The sequence below is a fragment of the Ktedonobacteraceae bacterium genome, from assembly GCA_035653615.1.
Lineage (GTDB): Bacteria > Chloroflexota > Ktedonobacteria > Ktedonobacterales > Ktedonobacteraceae > DASRBN01.
In genome coordinates this window covers 121223-141075 of sequence record DASRBN010000019.1, presented here as the reverse complement: position 1 = coordinate 141075, position 19853 = coordinate 121223, and the positions used below count along the sequence as shown (strand labels likewise).

Sequence of the window (19853 nt, the reverse complement as noted above, 5' to 3'; positions counted from 1 at the left end):
TTGTGAGCTACCGGACTCCCTTTTTGGTACTAAAGTACCTTATGGTTCGGCTATGCCTATTGCCTTTCCGCTTGACTCTTTCGGGTTTAAGCGTATACCCTCGCTATGAGAAGCGGCAGGAACCGGGCCTTTTCCCGACTTCCCGGTAGGAATTGAAACTAACTACCCTCTATAATTAATGAACTGTAGGGCTACAGGATAATCCTTTTGCTTGAGCAGCTGGATGACGGCCTGTAGCTCATCGCGGCTCTTTGCCATGACGCGAACCGCGTCCCCCTGTACCTGCGTGCGCACCTTGGGATACTTATCGCGAATATATTTACTCATCTCTTTTGCCAGTTCCTGCGAGATGCCCTGCTGCAAGGCGATGACCTGCCTCACGCGCCCACCAGCGGCAGGCTCCTCTTTGCCCGGCTTAAAGATTTTCAGTGAAAGATTGCGGCGCACTGCTTTGGTCTCAAGAATATCGCGCACGCTGCGCAGTGTAAACTCGCTATCGGTAACGATGGTGATCGCATCCTTCGCCAGTGTTATCTCTGTTTTCGTGTCTTTGAGATCATAGCGGGTCGCGACTTCGCGCCGCGTCTGATCGACGGCGTTGAGCAATTCCTGTTCATCGAACTGCGATACTATATCAAATGAACTTTCTACGGCCATGAAATCCTCCTATATACACAGAAAAATGGTACTGAATGGCTATCACGCGGATAAATACTTCCAGGCGTTCCATCAGGTATCATATCGTCCTATCTTCTGGGGAATTGTACCGTAATTTGGGGGAGTTTGCCAATTTTCATGGTAAGGATGGGACAGAATCCAGGACTGGCTGGGACATTTGGGACATTTGGGACGGTGTTTCAATTGCATGGATGCGCTTTCTGCGGGGTGATTAGTGGGCCGGGACTCGAGATGAGTTGATGGCGGGATAGCCGGTTAGAGGTGATACTGTCGATGGAGGGCCGGGTGACCTCGTTGAGAGTATAACATATTGGTGGCGAGCAAGCAAGGGGTGATTAGTGATGATTCTCCATTAGAAAATGCTGCCCGCGTAGGCAAGAAGGCTGCTCCTGATCCATTCTGCGCCAGGTGTGGATGGATAGCGAGGCTACCGGCAACGTAGGTTTGCGAGATTTGAAAAGGATGGTGGCTGGGCGGCGGAGCCGGTGGTTTGATAGAGGTAGCGATTGCCGCATTCGTGAACCAGGTAACTCCTACGATCCTAAGAGCAAGCAAGATGGCGGCAGCGCACACTATTTTGAAGCGTGACATAGCTCTGGCCTCCTTTCCGGTAGCATTTTCTACAAAAGAAGACGAAGATTATCTTGTAGAAGCTCCCGTTGGCGGTAGTACAGGTGGGAGATTCTTCGCTGCGCTCAGAATGACATGCCCCGGAGCATGTTCCGGGCGAGGGATTATGCCGTGTGTTGCATTTAATCTTGTATAATAGTGATCTCGTGATCTTTAAAGAAAGAGCGCCAGGGACCGCAACCCAACATAAACGGTTGTATGAGCGCGCGTTCGGCCTGGATGGTGTGGTTCAAATCGTGCGCGGCCCAGGTGTGCAGCAACTGTGTCAGGGTGACGGTGCCCAACTTCGGATGGAGCGCGGTGCGTTCCAGGTCCTCGTCCTTCACCTGCGCGAGCAGCGCAAGGCTTTCTTGACGGTAACGTGCGAAGTCGGCGGCAAGCTGCTCAGGAGTTTGTGAAGTATAGTCGGCATGCGGCTCGTTCGGGTCGAAATCGACGAAAGCCTGCGCGGCAAGGATAGCGCGGAAGCGGACGGGAAAGACCAGGAGTTCCGCGTCCACTAAATGTTGCAAGCACTCGAGGGCCGACCATTCGCCCGCGGCAGGCCGGCGTGTCAGTAGAGCATTGGGAAGCGTAGCGACCAGGCGCTGCCAGCGTTCCGGGGTGGTGGAGAGGATGGCATGTACATCATCTAAAAAGGTATGCAATGAGAGCCTCCTTTTGCAAATCAAATCCAGAGTTCATATTTTAACAGGATATATGATACCTTAAATTGTAGCTCATGTTATGGGCCATTTATGTTCAAGCCTGAGAGTCAATCATACCAATAGTGAGAAAGAAAAGAGCTTATTCATTTCTTTCCGCCAGCGGCCCGCGCCTTTCCTTGACAAACGGCCTGTTTTCATGTACACTGTTTAACTACTAGCAGTCCAGCGCTAGGAGATATCCTGTAATTCCTTCTTACCTTAGAGCAAGGAAAGCTCGTCGTTTGCTCAGCAAGGAGGTGCCTCACCAGACCATCTTTTACGGTGGCAAGCTCGCACTCTCCATTTCATCACGCCAGGCATTTGAGCCAGCTCAATACCTCGGCATGGATGTTATGAACGGGGATATTCGAGCCATCCGCAAATCCTTTATAATGTGTCCCCTGTAGTTTCTCATCCTGCGCAGTCCCGTCTGTACTATGACAAGCAGCATAGGGAGGTCCTGTACAGACGATACAACGAGTGTTGTGCATATGCACGACGAAGTGTGTTTAGAGAAGAGGAGACTTTTCATGCCCCGCAGAATGATCCCATCTTTGATTTCCCGTCTAGCTATTGGCGTTGCAGTCTTGACCCTGGCTTTGACTCTGGCCGGCGGGCCAGCTTCCGCTGCTGCCGCCAGCCTTTCTCAGGTGAATAATGCCCATAGTATGGGCATCTACCATGGTACGAAGCTCAAACCTCATGCCACGAACCTGGTCTACCAGGGTGGAGCTGTCGAAACGGTTCCGCTGGTGTACATCAGCTGGTGGGGGAAGCAATGGAATACCGGTTTCTCGACAGGCGGCTATACAAGCGCCCAGGCCCAGACGTACATCGAAGGCTTCTTCAGCAATGTTGGGGGCAGTTCCTGGGATAACATTAACACGCAGTATTGTGAAGGTGTTCAGATCGGTGCGACGAACTGTAATGGTGGTGGCACGCATATTACCAACCCCCCAGGCCAGCTGGCAGGAACGTGGGTAGATACGACCAGGGTCCCAACTCAACCGACGCAGTCTCAGATTCAGAACGCGGCCACGCGGCTCATGAACCACTTCGGCGGCTATAATGCCAACGCGACCTATTTCGTCTTCACTCCTCATGGTCACTCGATGAGTGGCTTTGGCACGAGCTGGTGTGCCTGGCATGATGAGCCTCTTTCTGGGACACAAATGGCCTATGCCTATATCCCCTATATGCCCGATGCCGGGGCGAATTGCGGCATGAACTTCGTCAACTCGAGCAACAACAGCTATGGCAACGGCTACTTCGATGGCTTCTCCATTGTCGCGGGCCACGAATATGCCGAGGCGATGACCGATCCTCATCCTGAGAGATCCTTGAACAACTACGGCTGGATTACCAATTCTGGCGAGGAAATCGGCGACCTGTGCGCCTGGGCCAGCAACTCCACCGATATTACACTTGGCCCACACTACTACGCGGTGCAACCGCTCTGGAGCAACGCGAGCAGTAGCTGTGTAACCTCCTACTAAAGACCTGCCCGCAAAGGGCTTGAATCTTCGTCAGGCGATGGCCGGAGACCCGAGGGGTGTCCGGCCATTGTTTTTGCGCTGCCATACTGCCTGGTTCAACTTCCAGGACTTTCCCTTGCGTCACACAAGCAAGTAATGATAGTGTATTGATACCGGCTCATGGGCTATTACTCTAGAACAGTTCTGAGAATGAATATTTTTGTCTTGCTTCGGCTATTTTCAGCTCCCTTGGCCTCACTCCATCGGTATCTATACCAAGGATGAGAACCGGTATATCAATATCCGATACGCCTCGATGCTCTAAATCCCAGACAAACTGCTCAAAATAAGACACACCGGTAGACATTTCTTCGGCAAATGCCTTTACAGGGACAATCTCTACACCACAATCAATCACATCAAGTTTGGCAAAAATCGTCATTTTTGCGCATACATTGTAAACCATAAATGAGTACTTACCGAATTGTACTTCCACTCCCAACTTATTTTTAACAAAATCCATGTCTCTGAACGGCGCTGGTTCTCTACCACTTCTGGCTCGAGGGGTATAGCCTGGAACATAGTATTCCTTTGAATATTCAGCGATAACTTTGTGATTTATCCAATTTCTGGCAGCAAATTGCTTTTTGAACACACGATTTAGTTCAGGAGGGCTATACAACACTTTATCCCTCATTGTTTTTTCTTTGCTGACCTTCGTCTTACAACTTTCTGCATCTACAGCTTCTATCACCTGTAATACTTCTTCTAACTCATTTCGATGCTGCTGGGTAATAACCTCCTTACCCTTATTAAATGAATATATTCCGGCAATGCGCATTACTATTCTTCTCCATTAAGACGACGTTTCCATTCGAGGGGAACCTGTGAGACTTTCTCACGTCCTGAAGGCACATGAACGGGTCGTCCTAGAGGGCGCGTTTTTAGTGTTCCATTGTAGAGTTGATAGATTCGGTTAGTGCTGATAGCCAGATATTCCTTCTCCTTGTCAACGCCTATAGCTCTTCTAGCATGCATAAGTGCCCCTATAATTGTTGAACCGACACCGCAATAGGGATCCAGGACTCGATCATTTTCATTAGTAAGAGCCAGAACACAGCGTTCGACCAGTTCTACAGGAAATTGACAGGGATGAATCGTTTTTTCTATATGATTAGCCTTTACATTTGGAATTTCCCATAGGCAGCTTTCCCATTCCTCGGCGAGAAACTCCCATATGTCAGAGGGATTCTTTCCTAGCGGATTTCCAGAGGGTTGCCCTTTATTAGGTCCCTTGAAATGGCGTTTCCCTGGATACTTAGCCGGGATACGAACTGGATCAAGGTTAAATGTATAGTCATCACTCTTCGTAAACCATAGGATGGTTTCGTAGCGGCCAGAAAATCTTTTCGATGCGTGCAAACCATGTTCGAAGTGCCAGATAATTCTATTTCTTAGCTTTAGCCCATGCTTTTTGAAAATCTGATAATAAAAGATATCTAAAGGAAAAACCTCACCGTCTTCGACGTAATTGCCGGTTTGCCAGCAAATACTGCCTCGTTCATCAAGGATACGTACTAACTCAGAGATTACTCCTTCTTGTTCGGCAAGATACGAACTGATATCCTGTCTCCGCTCATAAACCTTGCCAATATTGTAAGGTGGGGAAGTGACAACCAGAGAAATACTCTCATCCGGTATGGTTTTCAAAAAAGCACTTGAGTCCCCGTGATGAAGAGTCACAAGATTTGCGTCATTATAGCTATCCATAATGACAAGAGGCTGGAAATTTGACACTGTTTGAAATAAAGGAGTATTCATCATAGTATTACAAACCTCTTTGATAAACTTAGTCCCTATGAGGCACAGTATACATGACCAGAGAAAGCCAGGCAAGGTAGCTAGAGAAATTTCCCAGGTCAAATTTGACATTCTCCCTCCCCCAGGGCTATCATGCTATAAAGAAAACAAAACCCTTACTTCTATAGAAGGAGTACTCCATGACTGAATCCACAGGCAACGGGACTGTGTTTCATACGCATCGCCTGGCCAATGGCCTGCAAATCCTGGCGCAACCGATGCCCGATTTTGAATCGGTGGCCGTCTCTTATTATGTCCAGACCGGCTCGCGCGATGAACCTGATCCTGCTATCGCGGGCGTCTCACATTTCCTGGAGCATATGGTATTTAAAGGAACGGAACACCTGGACTGGCAGCAGATCACGCTAGAATTCAATAAGATCGGCGCGGAAATCAATGCCTTTACTTCGCACGAATCCACCGTCTTTTACGCTCGCGTGCTGGGCGAGTACCTGGACCGCGCCTTTGAACTACTCAGCGATATGATGTACCCGCGCCTGAACGAGAGCGATTTCGAGACGGAGAAAGAGGTGATCGTCAACGAGATTGCACGTTCGGAAGACCAGCCCTATAACCTGGCCGTGCGCCGGCTGGTGCAAACGTATTTTGGCGAGCATCCACTGGGGCACGATGTGCTGGGCACGCGCGAGAGCATCCGCGGTATGCGTATCGAGCAGATGCGCGATTACTGGAAGCAGCGTTACGCCGCCAACAACTTGATCCTGGCCGTGGCCGGTAATGTGGATTGGAACCATTTCGTGCAGTTGGCCGAGCAGCAGTGCAGCGGCTGGCGCACAGGAGAAGCCGGGCGAAGCATTGAGCCATATGAGCCTGCCCACTCCATTAACGATATCATTGTTGATAAGAAGTTCAAGCAGCAGATCATGCTGATCGCTATGCCCTCCGTGGGCGTGACAGACCCCGATTACTACGCTGCCATGCTGGGCAGCAGCATCCTGGGCGATAGCGACGGCTCGCGCCTGTACTGGAATATCTACCAGAAAGGCCTGGCGGAGTCGGCCAGCGCGGGTATCTGGTCTATGGAGGGTACGGGCATGTTGCTGCTGGAGGCCAATTCGACGCCCGAAGAGGCTCCCCGTGTTCTCAAATTGCTGCGCGCCGAGCTTGATAGCTTTCTGAATGATGGCGTGTACGAGGACGAGCTGCGCCGCGCCAAGGATAAATGGATCAGCCACCTGGTGCTGAGCAGCGAGTCCACGTTCAGCCGCATGCGCTCGCTCTCGAACGACTGGGTCACGGAGGGGCGCCTGCTGACGGTGGAAGAGGAGATGGAACGCATCGAGAAGGTTACGACGGATGAAGTGGTGCAATCGTTCCGTCGCTTTCCCTTGCGGGAAAAGCAGGTGCTTACCACGCTTGGGCCTCTGAATGAGCAAGAATTGTTGTCTTAGGCCAGGCCAATGAACCCTGTAGGGGCCGATCAATCGGCCCCTACGACATTTCAGGCCTTTTCATCAGCGATTTACCTCTGGGGAAGCGTTCATTCAAGCAGACGGAGCAAACTAAACCTTACTTCTCAGGAGGTTATCGTGCGCCAAAAAATCTTCGTAGCGCTTGTTCTCGTAGTCCTTTTACTTGGTAGCAGTCTTCTTTTCAGCAGTCGTTTCTCGCACTCAGCCCGGGCGGAGCAACAACTGCAGCCGATGAGCGTCGGCAGTCAACCCCCACTCGTTAAGGTCAGCCGGCAACTGGGCGCGGACCGGTCAAACCGGACGTTGCAGATGAGTATTGGTCTTTCGCTCCGTAATTCAGACCAGCTTCATTCTTTCCTGCAAAACCTGTATGATCCTTCCTCGGCCAGCTATCACCAGTTCCTCAGCGTGGAGCAGTTCGCAAGCGAATTTGCCCCAACGGTCGCCCAAGAGCAGGCGGTCATCAACTATTTGACCTCGCAGGGATTCACCATCACGCAGACGTATCCCAACCGCATGCTGATCGATTTCAGCGGGCCGCAATCGCTGACGGAACGAGTCTTTGGCGTGTCCATCAACGACTACCGGAGTCCCGATGGGCGAGAGTTCTTCGCCAATTCCTCGCGACCTACACTGCCGGCCTACCTCGCGTCCTACGTCACAAATATCAGTGGCCTGGATAACGCGAACCAGTTCTATCATCCACCGGTGATCAGCAAAGCGGCTCCCAGGGTTACTTCGCAGGCCGGAAGCAACTGCCCGGCTCCCGGGACGAGCGGCAGCGGCGGTGGAGGCGGTCTCTTCGGCGGCAGTGGCACCGCCTACATTCCCAGCCAGTTCTCGAAGGCCTATAACTATGATGGGCTGCATAGTGCAGGGCTGCAGGGCGAGGGCCAGACGGTCGGCGTCTTCGAACTCGATGGTTACTCGCAGAGCGATATCACTGCTTATACGCAGTGCTTCGGCGGCGGCAGCGTGCCCATCCAGAATGTGGTACTGGATGGATTCAACGGCCAGCCGGGCGCGGGTGCAATCGAGGTCGAACTCGACGTCGAGATGATCCTGAGCCAGGCTCCTCATCTCGCGAAGCTCATCGTCTATGAAGCCCCCAATACCACGCAGGGCTACAATGATGAATTCGCGCGCATCGTCAGCGACAAAACGCCCGTTATCAGCGTCAGTTGGGGCGATTGCGAAAGCAACATGGGCCAGCAGGAGGCGAACCAGGAAAACCAGTATTTCCAGGAGGCGGCAGCACAGGGGCAGACGATCCTGGTCGCGGCGGGCGACAGCGGCAGCGAAAGTTGCTTCCAGCTCACAGGTGGCGGCTTCAACACCGCTCTCAACGCGGATGACCCGGCGGCGCAACCCTATGTCACCGGTGTGGGTGGAACCAACCTGACCATCAATAGCGATAACAGCTATGCCTCTGAAACCGTGTGGAACGGCGGTTTTCTCGGTGGCGCGGGTGGTGGTGGCATCAGCCAGTTCTGGAAGCAGCCGTCCTGGCAGACCGGACCCGGCGTGCAAAATTCGTACTCCAACGGTATGCGAGAGACGCCGGATGTCTCGCTTGACGCCGATCCTTCTACCGGCTACCCGGTTTACTGCACGGCCGGCTCATCGTGCAGCAGTAGCGGAGGACTCGGTGGCGCCAGCGGCTGGATCACGGTTGGCGGCACATCGGCGGCGGCTCCTATGTGGGCAGCTATGGTCGCGCTTGCCAACGAGAAGGCTGCGCATCAGGGCAAAGGAGTGCTTGGTTTCCTGAATCCGGCGCTGTATAAAATTGCCTCTGGATCTCGCTACGGCAGCGATTTCCACGACATTACGCCTCCCAGCGATCCCAGCCTGCCCTCCAATAATGACGAGCTGGGTATCAATGGCGGCGCCTATCCCGTGACCAACGGTTACGATATGGCTACGGGCTGGGGCACTTTCAATGCAGCTAATCTTGCTACGGACCTGGTAGCGACGGCGAAATAGGGCATTGGGAGTCAAGCCCAAAAAACAAGCGGGCCGAGAATCTATGGGTTCTTGGCCCGCTTGTTTTTTGGGCCTGTCACCCATCTTTCTTTGTCGCCAGGTCGCTTGCCATTTCTTCTTTGATGTGATAAACTTTTTAATGGAGTAATAGGGTTAATTTACCCATCTGATATTTCTTTTTTTGGCTTTTACTTCTGCAGGCGAAGGCAGAAGTGGAGATAGATAGATACACAACAATAGAACATTTTAGTAACGCTACATTGAACACTAACTCGTCCTGCTTACGCGGGTGTGACGATCAAGATCGGTAGGTAGAGGCTGATCGTGTCATTCTGAGCGAAGCGAAGAATCTCGGTGATCACCGATGCAGATTCTTCGCTTCGCTCAGAATGACATGGCGAGAGGATGCTTCCCGATTGACAGGACCAGAGGGCGCTTCCCGATAGTGGTGATAACAGTTCATCACCGGCTCTCGATTGTGATGAACTGTTATCATTACTGGCTCCCGATTGTGATGAGAACAGTTCATCACTGGAGGAGGCGCGAAGGATTGATAGGCGGGCCGATCAATCGGCGGTGGGCGCGGTATGCCTGTCCCCCAGACAGGACTGCCCGGCCCCTACGGGCGGTTGGGACGGAGCAGGCAGGACGCGAGGAGAAAGAGGTGTAGTGAGGAGGATTTTTATACCTTGACAACAGAAAATATTCGACTGATCCCATTAGGAGGCCTGGGAGAGGTCGGAAAGAATATGATGGTCGTAGAGTATGGTGACGACATCATCATTATCGATGCCGGCGTGATGTTTCCAGATGAGGAGATGTTCGGCGTCGATCTTGTTATTCCCGATACGAGCTATCTGAGCGATAAAAAGCAGAACATACGGGGCATCTTCATTACTCACGGTCACGAGGACCATATCGGCGGTCTGCCCTATGTTTTGCCCATGATCGGTTTCCCTCCCATCTATGCGACCCGTTTGACCCAGGGCCTCGCCAGCGTCAAACTCAAAGAGCATAGACTACTCGATAAAGTCACGATCAATGTTATTACCCCCGGTGACCAGGTAGAAGTGGGGAAATGCCTCGTTGAGGTTGTGCGTATCAATCATAGCGTACCAGACGCCGTTTCGCTCGCCATTCATACGCCTATCGGCACCGTCTTCCATACCGGCGATTATAAATTCGATTATACGCCGGTCGACGGGCGACCAGCCGATTTTGGAACGCTGGCGCGCCTGGGCAACGAGGGCGTACTGGTGATGATGGGCGACAGCACGCGTGTGGAATCGCCCGGCTATACACCATCGGAGCGCGTACTCAACGAATCGTTCGACAAAATCTTTGCCAATGCGCCGGGGCGCATCATCATCGCCACGTTTGCTTCCCTGCTTTCAAGGGTGCAGCAAATCGTGGATAATGCGGCGCGCTACGACCGCCACGTCGCGCTGGTAGGGCGCAGCATGGTCAATAACGTACAGATGGCTATCGAGCTTGGCTATCTGAGCGTTCCCAAGGGGATGCTGATCCGCGCCGAAGATATCAACAAGTTCCAACCGGAACAGGTGGTGATTATCTGCACGGGCAGCCAGGGTGAGCCGACCTCGGCGCTCACGCGCATCGCCAACCAGGACCACCGGTTAGTACGCATCCAGCCGGGCGATACCGTCATTCTTTCGGCCACGCCCGTACCCGGCAATGAGAAAATGGTCAGCCGCACCATCAACAATCTTTTCCGCCAGGGCGCGGAAGTCTTCTATTCGGGCAACGCGCATGTGCATGTTTCGGGGCACGCGGCCCAGGAAGAACTGAAGCTGATGCTCAACCTGATCCGGCCCCATTTCTTCATACCCGTCCACGGCGAATACCGGCAACTCTTCCTGCACGCGAAGCTGGCCGACTCGCTCGGTATTCCGGCAGATCATATTATCCTGGGCGAGGATGGAGACATCATTGAAGTCACTCCGGAGTCCATCAAGATCGCGGGCCACGTGCCTTGCGGCAATGTCTTCGTCGATGGGCTGGGGGTTGGCGATGTTGGACAGGTTGTGCTGCGCGACCGGCAGGTGCTTGCTCAGGATGGTATCCTGATGGTTGTGCTGACCGTCGATAGGGAGACGGGGCAGCCGCTGGCAGGTCCCGATATCATCTCGCGCGGATTCGTCTACATGCGCGATTCCGAAGAACTGCTGGAGAACGCGCGCGAGCGGGTGCTGGAGTCATTCATCGGTTTGAACGGACACGGCTCCGACTGGGCGTTTGTCAAAGACAAGATCAAGCATACGCTCAGTGAGTTCCTGTACGAGAAGACGCATCGCCGCCCGATGATCTTGCCAATCGTGATGGAAGTATAACATCTCCACAAATCGACAGAAAGCCAGAAGAGACCAATCCCCGCGGGGGTCGGTCTCTTCTGGCTTTCTGTCGATTTGTGGAGATGTTCACCGGGTGATAAGACATTCTGGCTAATTTCCGCGAAATCACAGCAGAGCATGAAATAGCCTGATATACAATGAGTAGGTGTAAATATCTGAATAGAGCGCTGGATTGACTTTACAGGCCGATGAAGTCGGGTACGGAAAAGGAGCGCGTTTTTGTTATCGATCTTTCCCCGTTTTACAGCTGCGCTGTTTGTATTTCTGTTAATCGGCAGCATATCACTGGCATGCATTGGCGGGATAGCGGTGCTGGGGCCGGTGTTTCAACATGGAGACAATGTGGAACACGCCAACGGCAAGATTGTCGCTATCGGCCCGGGCATGGATTTCACGCTGCAAATGGCGACGGGGAAACGCCTCTTTTTTCAATGCAGCCAGACATGCCATGCTTCTCTGAGCCATTTGCAACGGCATATGCGAGAACACGCTTCTACGGATGTGTATTACGTCCAGCAGGATTGCGCGGGGAAGCCGTGTGGTCTTCTGCTGGCGGTGGATGTTGATTAGCATTTATTAGGTGTTCATTATAGAACCGAGTTTGTATTATGAGCAGGCAAAACGCACCGGGTATTGCGAAATATGTAGATCGTGCCGGTATCGTGATTATCGGCAATGGCATAGCCGGGCTGACGGCGGCAGTAGAGGCGCGCCGCCTGGCTCCCAATGAGCGTATTGCTATTATCACAGATCAAAGCCATCCAACGATCAATACGCCCGCGCTCAAGCAGTTTGCGATTGGGAAGCTGGCGCGCGAACAATTGCTGGCCTATCCTGCCGGAACCGAACGCGCGCAGATGATCCATGTCGTCAATGCGCGCGTTGAGAGCATCTGCGCTCAGAACAAATATGTTTGTCTCGCGGGCGGGCGCTGTTTTGGCTACGATAACCTGCTCATCGCCACCGGCAGCGCTGCCACAGGTCTGCCTCTTGATCTGCCCGGGCGCGATTTCGACGGTGTCCTCACGCTGCATCGTTTACAGGATTACCTTGATTTGCGGCGACGGCTGCCGGAGGTGGAAGACGCGGTGGTGATCGGCGGGGGCCCGCACGCTATTGAGACCGTTATGTCCTTGCTCTATTGGGGCATATCCGTCCACTGGCTGATTCGCAGCGATACTTTCCTGCCGCGCATGCTGGATCGTCCGGCCTCAGAAATGGTGCTGGACTATACGCGGCGCGCGGGCGCAAAAATTTACACACAGACAGAAGTGATAGGAATTGTGGGCAGGGTCGGCGCGGTGGCAGGCGTGGTGACAAACCAGCGCCAGATGTTGCCCTGCCAGCTTGTCTTAGTATGCACCGGAACTACGCCCGTCACCACGCTGGCCGGGAACTGCGATCTTCCCCTACAGCAAAAGCATGGCATCCTGGTTGATGATAGCCTGCGCACCAGCACGCGGGACATCTATGCTGCCGGTGACGTGGCCGCGCTGCGAGACCCACAAACAGGCAGGCACTCTACGCGCGCGCAGTGGTACGCGGCGGTCTTACAGGGACGTGTCGCGGCGGCGGCCATGACGGGAACCCCGCATGAAGAGGGTTTTGGCGTTCCCTGGCACGCGACGCGCCTGGGCGAGCTTTCCATGCTGACGGTGGGAAATCCGCTGCTCTGGCGCGAAAATGCGGCAATTTTAACCGACAGCAGCAGGGGCAGCTACCGGCGCCTGACAATTATGGACGACCGGCTGATCGGCTACCTCTCGCTCGGACCGGCGCAGCCCGATTCGCTTGCCATCAAACGCATCATTGACGAGGGCCTCTCGATTCGCGATATCAAAAAGGATTTGCTCAAGGGCAAATTCGATGCTCGCACCTACTTTTCGCGCAAACGCAGCAGCGCCGCGGAACGTATGGTTACGACGGGCCAATTGCCGACGCCATTGCCGCGTACCACGCGCGATCTCTCCCTGGACAGCGAGGCGCCGGCGGCAGGCTATCTACACAATGAATCGCCATCATTGAAGCATACGGAAAGAGCTTCATCCACTACTTCGGGTCGTCTCGTGCGCGTCTTGCCGGATACCGGCCCCCTGGCAGCTCGCCAGCAAAGTTGTGAAGCGGGGCGTCGTATTGTCGAATCAACACTTGTAGCACTGCCGTCGCGCTCATCACAGCAGGCGTCGCGCAACCTGTGGTCCTACAGCAACAAAATGCAGGTGGTTCCGGGTAACCAGGCATACACTCGTTTTCGTCCGAAACAGGGAAAACAGTTCATCACGCCAATGGAAAGGTCTGGTGGAGATTGAGGAATGGGATGGTTTGGGATGGCAGGTGCCAGAAGTATCGCGCTCCCAGGTAGGGAGGTGGCGGGGCTGTCCTTCCCCCCCGATCAGCCTTGCCTGCCCTACCGCGGGGGCGCGATACTTCTGGCACCGAGGGTTGCTGGTCGATAGTGGGAGGTGACAAAGTAATATGGTCATCTCGGAGGGCCGATCAATCGGCGGTGTGTACGATAAATCGGCCCCTACGGTAAGGCCGATTACGCCGCGGGCAGGCCCGTAGGCCCCGATTCATCGCGGGCACCGCCGATTTATCGGCCATTATGGACTAGCGGAAGGAGCTGATAGATGTTAAAAGCTGGAGTGAGGCAGAGATCGAATAGTGGGGTGCTATTGCACAAAACAGGGCCACAGGTGGTGCAAGAACTGCATGCCTGCATCGGCTGCAACGAGTGCCTGCTCGCCTGTCCCGCGCTGGCCGAGCCGATTACCATTGACGTACTCAACCGTGAAACGCTGGGTGGAACGATCTCTGCCCCGGTGGCGCGCTTCGCCCGCTCGTGCTTCCAGTGCGGCGCGTGTGTGGCGCCCTGTCCCGTAGGTCTGCACCGTGACGCGATGATGATGTGGCTCAAAGTACGCCTGCTGCGCTCTGGGCGGGAGGAATAATGGGATTCACCTATCGACGTGAAGCTCCTCTTGAAAATGGCGAAAAGGGTTATTCCTGGCTATCCTTCACAGGCGGCGCTACGCAGATAAAACGTCTTCTGGTCACTATACTGCTCATGCTCGCCGCCGCCGGTTTCTTCGCCTGGTACATACACAACAGCAACGATGCTTCACCGGACAGTTATGCCGGGTATGGCTTCGCGATTCTGGGCACGACCTGCCTGGTCCTGGCGGCCATTCTCTATACCTGGCGGCGGCGCTCTGCTAAAAAGGGGGCGGTGGGCAAGCTGAACACATCCCTGCAATGGCATATCTGCTTCGGCGTGCTGGGCCTGTTCCTGCTCTTTTTGCATTCGTTCGGCAACTTCAATCCGCGCACGGGCACATACGCGCTTTATGGCATGATTGCCCTTGTCATCAGCGGCCTTATCGGACGCGTGCTTGATCGTATCATGCCGTACCTGATTACAAACGAGGTGCAAAAGGCTCTGACCGAGCAGGGCGATGATCGTATCGAGGTCATCTCGCAGAAATTACAGTCCATCGTCGTCCATAACAACCAGTCGCTGCGCAGTTTTTCTCCTGCTGATAAGCCGGCGGAACGGGATAGGAGCGCGAATGTAAGTCCTGCCCCCACATCACTGGTTCCGTTATCCGGCCCCATATCGAACGCTCTCCCTTTCACATCTAAGGAGCAGCGCCTGCATACGCCCTGGGACTTAGCCTACATCTCGCTGGACGCGACCCCACAGGAGATCAACCGCCAGTCAGGTCACTATCGCTTCGTGCCGGACAAGAAAAGCGAGCTGACACGACCGGGTGCGCTGATGCCCGGCGCGCAGGAGCAGATCGCCGAACTGCGCGTGGTCGAGCGAGCGATGAAACGCGAACAATTTTACCGGTACGTCATTCGCTACTGGCGCAAGTTTCACATAGCGCTTGCCCTGCTGACAATCGGCCTGATGATCTGGCATATTGTCTATGCGCTCCAATTACTCCTGCCGGCACTGATACATAAATAAATGCAACCTGACCGCGATGCGTTGCGTAATAGGTTATGTAGAGTAGAGGAGGAAAAAACATGAAATCGTCCAGTTCATTTCAGCAGCATAGTACCGGGTACACTTATCCCGCGGATAGCGTGAGGGGCAGATCATTCCAGACAATGCCGCCAACACCGCCTACAGGCCGCACTCGCCCCAGGCGTATCGATGTCTTTTTACACGCCATCAAAACCTTCAAACTGATCGGGTCGTTACTGGTCGACCGCCGCATTGCTTTATGGCGCAAGGTCTTCTTTTTTGGTTCTATTATCGGCCTGCTGGTTATCCTGCTTTTCCCCGATTTGATCAACGAGTTTGTGCTGACGACGGTCTTGCCGCTGGTAGGAACCGCTTTTGGTGTGCCACTCGACGCCGGAATCGACTGGGTCGGATTCGCGCTGGTGGTCGTGAGTCTGCTGCGATTCTTCCCGGCTGAGCTGGTTGCGGAGCATTACAGGCAGATATTCGCGCATTAACTTTATGACAAAAACGAAGCTTGCATTAAATAGTCCATTCCTCACGATGGAGGAGTGTGTTGCCGTCACCGCTTACGCGTATCGCTTTGAACTGTTTAATATCCAGATGAGCGAGCAGCGCAAATACATTGAGGGCGGCCTGCCGGTTTGAATACTATTCCTTCATAAAACAAAATGCGTTTTAACAGATTATTACGGCTATGCCGGGGCCGATCATGAATTTTCACCAACCCGCCAGGCAACGGGCGCGGGCCGATAAATCGGCAGTGGGCGCGATGAATCGGCCCCTACGGCTTCGGCGGCGGGCCGATTCATCGTCCTGTTGTCAGAGTTTTTTGTTAAAAGGCAGTATATGAAGCCTGGTTGGCTTCATAAATGTATCTTATCGTTGGCGTTGGCGGGCCGGAATTTCGTGCCGTCATTGACAAAGACGAATACTTTGTCCTGGATATGAACCAGCATATCAGGCTTGCCGTCGCCCGTGACATCACGAAACTCCAATGTTACGGGTATGCGGTCTCCGCCGGATTCGAAAAGGTCAGGGCCTGTGTAGTTGATTGATTTCGCCGGGTTGCCGGCCATTAGCTCGATGATGATGACCTGGCCGTGCAGGTTCATAGCGACGAAGTGGCTGGGCTGGGCTGCGCTGTCTCCGCCATGTCCAACAACAGCGTCCGTCTGGAAGGTACGTGGATAGCCATAGACGATGTCATCGTATTTCGCGGTTCCCCAGGCAAGCAGCGATGAACCAAGTACCCACAATGCCAGGGCTGCGATCATGCCAACACCTACATACAGCATCCAGTGCATAGTTCTGCCATCATGCGACTCTTTGTTAGCGTAGACGGGAGCCTGCTGAATGGTAGTGCTGCGCACGTTGCGTGCGCGCTGTGAGCCAGGGGCTTGCGCATATGGCGAGGCGGTGCGACGAGGTGGAACCGGATAGTGTTGCCCGGTCATTTCCGTATCCATCTCACGGGTAGCACGCCTGGCGGGAACCTGACCACTCCAGCGTATGGTACTGGTGGTAGGGCGAGGAGGATTGGAGGGAATGGAGTCCTCTTCGTGAAATAAGTCATCCTCATCTTCCCATTGTGTATCTTTTCCACGCCGCACCATACCCGTGGTATAGGGAGATGGGTTGATCTGAGTTCTTCTTGTTGGTCCCGTGGGCTGCTTCTGCTGAGACTGCCTGTTATCGCTTCTTTCGCCCGGCATTAGCTCTGCCTTTCTGCTGTGGTCACTAAATAAACTGAACGATGAGAACAGCGAAATTAGTATAATCCGCGCTCGCTATGTCGCTTGAAATTAATTATGTCCGATGTCTCAGGGCGTGTCAATACGTTCACCATTAAGTTTTTTATGCAAAATAGTCTGGAGGCCAATTTTATCTAATGAGCTTTGACAAATTACCTATGGCGACGGACGGGCGATGAATCGGCGATGGGCGCGATCAATCGGCCCCTACGGCTTCGCCGGGGAACCGATTGATCGCCTTATTGCCAGACTATTTTGTGGAAACTCATTCTATATGGCCCTCACGCCTTCATCATCTTCTCCACGGCTTTGACAATTTCGTCGAGGTCAAAAGGTTTTCCCACCAGTTCAATGCTCACGGTTTTGCCTACGAGTTCCTCAAGGACCTTTCTGTTGGTCGTGGTGAGAACGAACTGGCGGCCTTTTGTGGCCTCAGAATTTTTCAACAACTGGAAAAAATTCCAGTTTTCTTCGTAGGGAGGCGCAATATCGATTACAAGGACCCTGGGGTTATGCTCGCGCAAAAAGGCTACGAAATCCTGCCTGCCTTTCTTAAAGTCGACGAGGTGGGCGCCAACTGTTACGAAGCCGGCATCACCTAAGATGAGCCGAATGGCCTCGACGATATCTTCGTTGGAGTTGATGATGGCGACGACATTTGGATCTGGTGCGCTGCTCATTGATTTCCTTTCCTTCCCACTCCGCCATTTGTTCTGGGCACAAGTATATCACAGTATATCAAGCTTGTCTTGTGAGGGATGAGGGGTGATGATGAGTTTTGACAAAATAGTTTAGAGATGGATGGGGGCCGATTCATCGCGCGGTTGCTGGGCATAATCGGTTTTTATCCTCGAATGGGCCGGCGTGTATCAGCTTCGAATGATAGCGGGGAATTCTGCGGCATGCCATTGTAGCCCGATGAGCTGTTCAGGGACTGTTCTACCTGGGGCACAGGCGCAGCCTTACACACGCTGGCAGGCTGCTGGTTGGTAGCCTGGCAGATGGCGGCAGTGAAATAATTGGCTGTGCCCAGTATGCTCTGCGCGATGGGCGACTGCGGGTTCGAGAGCGCCGCGGCGATAGCCTGGTGGCTCTGGCCGCTTAAGACCTGTGGGTCGTAGCTCGCGCCTGTCAGCGTGTATTTATTGGCGATATCAATAAAAGGAATGGAGCCGCCAGAGTTATAGGTATTGAGCAATTGCTGCTGGGCGGCGGTGGGCTGTTGTAGGGTGACGCCCTGGTAACTTTGCCCTTCGACGGGGACAAAATCGATATACTGGCTGGTGTACGAACTGCCGTAGAAGCTGAACGTGGGTGTGTTTGGATACACGTCGGTTGACGAGGATGAAGTCTGTTTCAGGTTTGAGAATGTGCCGAAGCGGCTGAGGGCTACGACCAGGCCCCAGCGTTGCGCGGCGCAGAATGGGCAGTATTCGCCGCCATAATAGAATATCTCGGGCTTGCCATCGGAGCCGGTGAGAGGCGGGGGGGAGCCGCTGATTGGCTTAGGAAGATTGGCGACTTTACCTGAGCCTGTACCTACTGCTGCCAGTGTGGATTGACTGACGGATGTGACTTCCTGCACAACTGCCGGGTCGGCAGGCGTTGTGGGGTACGTGTTGCCGGTAGAGGATTGTGACGAGATATAGACGAAAACGCCAATGATGACCGCGATGGCGACGACCGCAGTTCCCAGCACAATCCACAATGTACGATTCGAACCCGATTGGGCTTTGCGTCGATTGCGCTGTTGTTGCTGGGTGCGTTGCAAGTTTTCCTGGCGTTGCTGGCGGATATTCTCGCGCCTCTGTGCAGCGGATGCTTGCCCCTGTTTATTCTGCTTCCCCGATGATTTCTTTGCCATGGCTCTATTTTCTAGCCAAAAGGCAGTTTTGTCAACGGTTTTATTTTTCTGTTTCCAACCCATATTCTTGCAGCAGGCACTTCATCTTTTGCAGGCCCAGGCGCATGCGGCCTTTGACCGTGCCAAGCGGAATATTCCACTGCTCGGCGATCTCGGCATGGGTATAGCCGCCGAAGTAGGCGAGTTCGATCACCTGGCGCTGTTCAGGTGGAATCTGATCCAGTACGGTGCGAATTATGCGATGTTGTTCATCTTGCCAGGCCTCTTCCCACACATCCGGTTGCTCGCCTGGAGGGTCCTGCTCGTTTTCGGTTTGCAGCGGCACCCACTGCTGGCTGCGGTGACGAGCCTCGCGAACTTTATCGATGGCGCGGTGATGCACGATGGCCTGCAGCCAGCTGCGCACATTGCCTTGCTGGGCCTCATAGGAGCCGGCTTTGCGCCAGATGGCAAGGAAGGCCTCCTGCACGATATCTTCGGCGATGTTCGCATCCTGGACGACACGATAGGCCAGGGAGTAGGCATAGCGATGATAGCGATCGTAAAGTAGCTCTAAGGCCCATTCTTCGCGATTGCACATCGCTGAAATAAGGGCCTGGTCGGCGAGTTGTGCCGGGGCCTGCACCGTCGTCTCCGGCCTGGTGGCTCTGATTCTGGCCGGTACCGGAGTTTTCGCTACGATTGGGAGGAAAACAAGCTGATTGATGCTGGCTGTGGTTGTTGGCGCTTCCAGTGCTACTGTGGTCATGGCTCACCTCATTTACTTTTCCAGGGGCACAATTCCGTGCGCCCATCCTGCCGGTGCTTTTGAATTTTCACCTTATCTATTCATTGGAAGTAAGTGTACCGGCGGGGTATTACCCACCCTTTGCCAGCGGATTACCCGGGGATTACCGCAATTATGCTTAGGCTATTGACTTGATTACCCACACCGATGATAATAAGGTTCAACCTGCAAAAATCTTTGATGAAAGCAGTTGAGCTCTATTTTTTTAGTGGATATTACTTCTTTTAGTAGATATTGCTTCTTTCAGCGTAGCTTGCGAAGCAGGTTATAATTTCTGGGCAACCCGAACTGCTCTATCGTGGTTGCCTTGTCGATAAGTTTTGACGACAACGTGTGATCCTCAGCGCCCGCGAGG

Annotated in this window: 21 protein-coding genes; 12 read left to right on the top strand and 9 right to left on the bottom strand. The window is 53.7% G+C overall.

What is annotated here, in order from left to right:
• Window positions 1-162 precede the first annotated feature (162 nt).
• The 3 genes from VFA09_10405 to VFA09_10395 all read right to left on the bottom strand — a co-directional run bounded on the left by VFA09_10405 (window position 163) and on the right by VFA09_10395 (window position 1955).
• Complete coding sequence (locus VFA09_10405) at window positions 163-657, bottom strand: YajQ family cyclic di-GMP-binding protein (protein HZU67677.1); 495 nt, start codon at window positions 655-657, stop codon at window positions 163-165.
• Between the two features lie 276 nt (window positions 658-933).
• Window positions 934-1269: a hypothetical protein gene (locus tag VFA09_10400; GenBank protein HZU67676.1), complete on the bottom strand. Its 336-nt coding sequence runs from the start codon at window positions 1267-1269 to the stop codon at window positions 934-936.
• 161 nt (window positions 1270-1430) lie between these two features.
• Complete coding sequence (locus tag VFA09_10395; GenBank protein HZU67675.1) at window positions 1431-1955, bottom strand: DinB family protein; 525 nt, start codon at window positions 1953-1955, stop codon at window positions 1431-1433.
• 281 nt (window positions 1956-2236) lie between these two features.
• Between VFA09_10395 and VFA09_10390 the strand changes: the two genes are divergently transcribed.
• Together VFA09_10390 and VFA09_10385 are read left to right on the top strand one after the other, a co-directional pair.
• Entirely contained in the window at window positions 2237-2401 is a 165-nt protein-coding gene (locus VFA09_10390) for a hypothetical protein (GenBank protein HZU67674.1), read from the top strand.
• Window positions 2402-2524: 123 nt separating this feature from the next.
• Window positions 2525-3490, top strand: a complete 966-nt coding sequence (locus VFA09_10385) for a hypothetical protein (GenBank protein ID HZU67673.1) — start codon at window positions 2525-2527, stop codon at window positions 3488-3490.
• 172 nt (window positions 3491-3662) lie between these two features.
• On the opposite strand, the gene VFA09_10380 is transcribed toward VFA09_10385, so the two are convergent.
• Both VFA09_10380 and VFA09_10375 read right to left on the bottom strand, forming a co-directional pair.
• A complete protein-coding gene (locus VFA09_10380; GenBank protein HZU67672.1) occupies window positions 3663-4310 on the bottom strand; it encodes a BglII/BstYI family type II restriction endonuclease in 648 nt (215 codons plus the stop codon).
• 2 nt (window positions 4311-4312) lie between these two features.
• Window positions 4313-5293, bottom strand: coding sequence for a site-specific DNA-methyltransferase (locus VFA09_10375; GenBank protein ID HZU67671.1), 981 nt, complete (start codon window positions 5291-5293; stop codon window positions 4313-4315).
• 176 nt (window positions 5294-5469) lie between these two features.
• On the opposite strand from VFA09_10375, the gene VFA09_10370 reads away from it, so the two are divergent.
• The 10 genes from VFA09_10370 (at window position 5470) to VFA09_10325 (ending at window position 15741) form a co-directional block, all read left to right on the top strand.
• On the top strand, window positions 5470-6741 hold the full coding sequence (locus VFA09_10370; protein ID HZU67670.1) for a pitrilysin family protein: 1272 nt from the start codon (window positions 5470-5472) through the stop codon (window positions 6739-6741).
• A gap of 138 nt (window positions 6742-6879) precedes the next feature.
• Window positions 6880-8748 carry a S53 family peptidase gene (locus VFA09_10365; protein HZU67669.1) on the top strand — a complete coding sequence of 623 codons (1869 nt, stop codon included), beginning with the start codon at window positions 6880-6882 and terminating at the stop codon, window positions 8746-8748.
• 445 nt (window positions 8749-9193) lie between these two features.
• Window positions 9194-9418 carry a hypothetical protein gene (locus tag VFA09_10360; protein HZU67668.1) on the top strand — a complete coding sequence of 75 codons (225 nt, stop codon included), beginning with the start codon at window positions 9194-9196 and terminating at the stop codon, window positions 9416-9418.
• Window positions 9419-9437: 19 nt separating this feature from the next.
• Window positions 9438-11099, top strand: coding sequence for a ribonuclease J (locus VFA09_10355; GenBank protein ID HZU67667.1), 1662 nt, complete (start codon window positions 9438-9440; stop codon window positions 11097-11099).
• A gap of 240 nt (window positions 11100-11339) precedes the next feature.
• Window positions 11340-11690: a hypothetical protein gene (locus tag VFA09_10350; GenBank protein ID HZU67666.1), complete on the top strand. Its 351-nt coding sequence runs from the start codon at window positions 11340-11342 to the stop codon at window positions 11688-11690.
• A 38-nt stretch (window positions 11691-11728) separates the two neighbouring features.
• Window positions 11729-13429 carry an FAD/NAD(P)-binding oxidoreductase gene (locus VFA09_10345; protein ID HZU67665.1) on the top strand — a complete coding sequence of 567 codons (1701 nt, stop codon included), beginning with the start codon at window positions 11729-11731 and terminating at the stop codon, window positions 13427-13429.
• Window positions 13430-13750: 321 nt separating this feature from the next.
• A complete protein-coding gene (locus VFA09_10340; protein HZU67664.1) occupies window positions 13751-14071 on the top strand; it encodes a 4Fe-4S dicluster domain-containing protein in 321 nt (106 codons plus the stop codon).
• A complete protein-coding gene (locus tag VFA09_10335) occupies window positions 14071-15093 on the top strand; it encodes a hypothetical protein (protein ID HZU67663.1) in 1023 nt (340 codons plus the stop codon). The genes VFA09_10340 and VFA09_10335 overlap by 1 nt, the downstream gene beginning before the upstream one ends.
• A 59-nt stretch (window positions 15094-15152) precedes the next feature.
• Complete coding sequence (locus VFA09_10330) at window positions 15153-15590, top strand: hypothetical protein (GenBank protein ID HZU67662.1); 438 nt, start codon at window positions 15153-15155, stop codon at window positions 15588-15590.
• A 4-nt stretch (window positions 15591-15594) separates the two neighbouring features.
• Window positions 15595-15741, top strand: coding sequence for a hypothetical protein (locus tag VFA09_10325; GenBank protein ID HZU67661.1), 147 nt, complete (start codon window positions 15595-15597; stop codon window positions 15739-15741).
• Between the two features lie 218 nt (window positions 15742-15959).
• Here VFA09_10325 and VFA09_10320 read toward each other — a convergent pair whose 3' ends face one another.
• From VFA09_10320 to VFA09_10305, 4 genes are all read right to left on the bottom strand, one after another.
• Window positions 15960-16808, bottom strand: coding sequence for a hypothetical protein (locus VFA09_10320; GenBank protein HZU67660.1), 849 nt, complete (start codon window positions 16806-16808; stop codon window positions 15960-15962).
• A 320-nt stretch (window positions 16809-17128) separates the two neighbouring features.
• Entirely contained in the window at window positions 17129-17527 is a 399-nt protein-coding gene (locus tag VFA09_10315; protein ID HZU67659.1) for a hypothetical protein, read from the bottom strand.
• Window positions 17528-17691: 164 nt separating this feature from the next.
• Window positions 17692-18711 carry a DUF929 family protein gene (locus VFA09_10310; protein ID HZU67658.1) on the bottom strand — a complete coding sequence of 340 codons (1020 nt, stop codon included), beginning with the start codon at window positions 18709-18711 and terminating at the stop codon, window positions 17692-17694.
• Window positions 18712-18751: 40 nt separating this feature from the next.
• Entirely contained in the window at window positions 18752-19459 is a 708-nt protein-coding gene (locus VFA09_10305) for a sigma-70 family RNA polymerase sigma factor (protein ID HZU67657.1), read from the bottom strand.
• Window positions 19460-19853 lie beyond the last annotated feature (394 nt).

Coding starts and splice junctions, on each gene's coding strand:
- VFA09_10405 (HZU67677.1), bottom strand. CDS start 657: ATGGCCGTAGAAAGTTCATTTGATATAGTATCGCAGTTCGATGAACAG.
- VFA09_10400 (HZU67676.1), bottom strand. CDS start 1,269: ATGTCACGCTTCAAAATAGTGTGCGCTGCCGCCATCTTGCTTGCTCTT.
- VFA09_10385 (HZU67673.1), top strand. CDS start 2,525: ATGCCCCGCAGAATGATCCCATCTTTGATTTCCCGTCTAGCTATTGGC.
- VFA09_10380 (HZU67672.1), bottom strand. CDS start 4,310: ATGCGCATTGCCGGAATATATTCATTTAATAAGGGTAAGGAGGTTATT.
- VFA09_10375 (HZU67671.1), bottom strand. CDS start 5,293: ATGATGAATACTCCTTTATTTCAAACAGTGTCAAATTTCCAGCCTCTT.
- VFA09_10370 (HZU67670.1), top strand. CDS start 5,470: ATGACTGAATCCACAGGCAACGGGACTGTGTTTCATACGCATCGCCTG.
- VFA09_10345 (HZU67665.1), top strand. CDS start 11,729: ATGAGCAGGCAAAACGCACCGGGTATTGCGAAATATGTAGATCGTGCC.
- VFA09_10340 (HZU67664.1), top strand. CDS start 13,751: ATGTTAAAAGCTGGAGTGAGGCAGAGATCGAATAGTGGGGTGCTATTG.
- VFA09_10335 (HZU67663.1), top strand. CDS start 14,071: ATGGGATTCACCTATCGACGTGAAGCTCCTCTTGAAAATGGCGAAAAG.
- VFA09_10330 (HZU67662.1), top strand. CDS start 15,153: ATGAAATCGTCCAGTTCATTTCAGCAGCATAGTACCGGGTACACTTAT.
- VFA09_10325 (HZU67661.1), top strand. CDS start 15,595: ATGACAAAAACGAAGCTTGCATTAAATAGTCCATTCCTCACGATGGAG.
- VFA09_10320 (HZU67660.1), bottom strand. CDS start 16,808: ATGCCGGGCGAAAGAAGCGATAACAGGCAGTCTCAGCAGAAGCAGCCC.
- VFA09_10315 (HZU67659.1), bottom strand. CDS start 17,527: ATGAGCAGCGCACCAGATCCAAATGTCGTCGCCATCATCAACTCCAAC.
- VFA09_10310 (HZU67658.1), bottom strand. CDS start 18,711: ATGGCAAAGAAATCATCGGGGAAGCAGAATAAACAGGGGCAAGCATCC.
- VFA09_10305 (HZU67657.1), bottom strand. CDS start 19,459: ATGACCACAGTAGCACTGGAAGCGCCAACAACCACAGCCAGCATCAAT.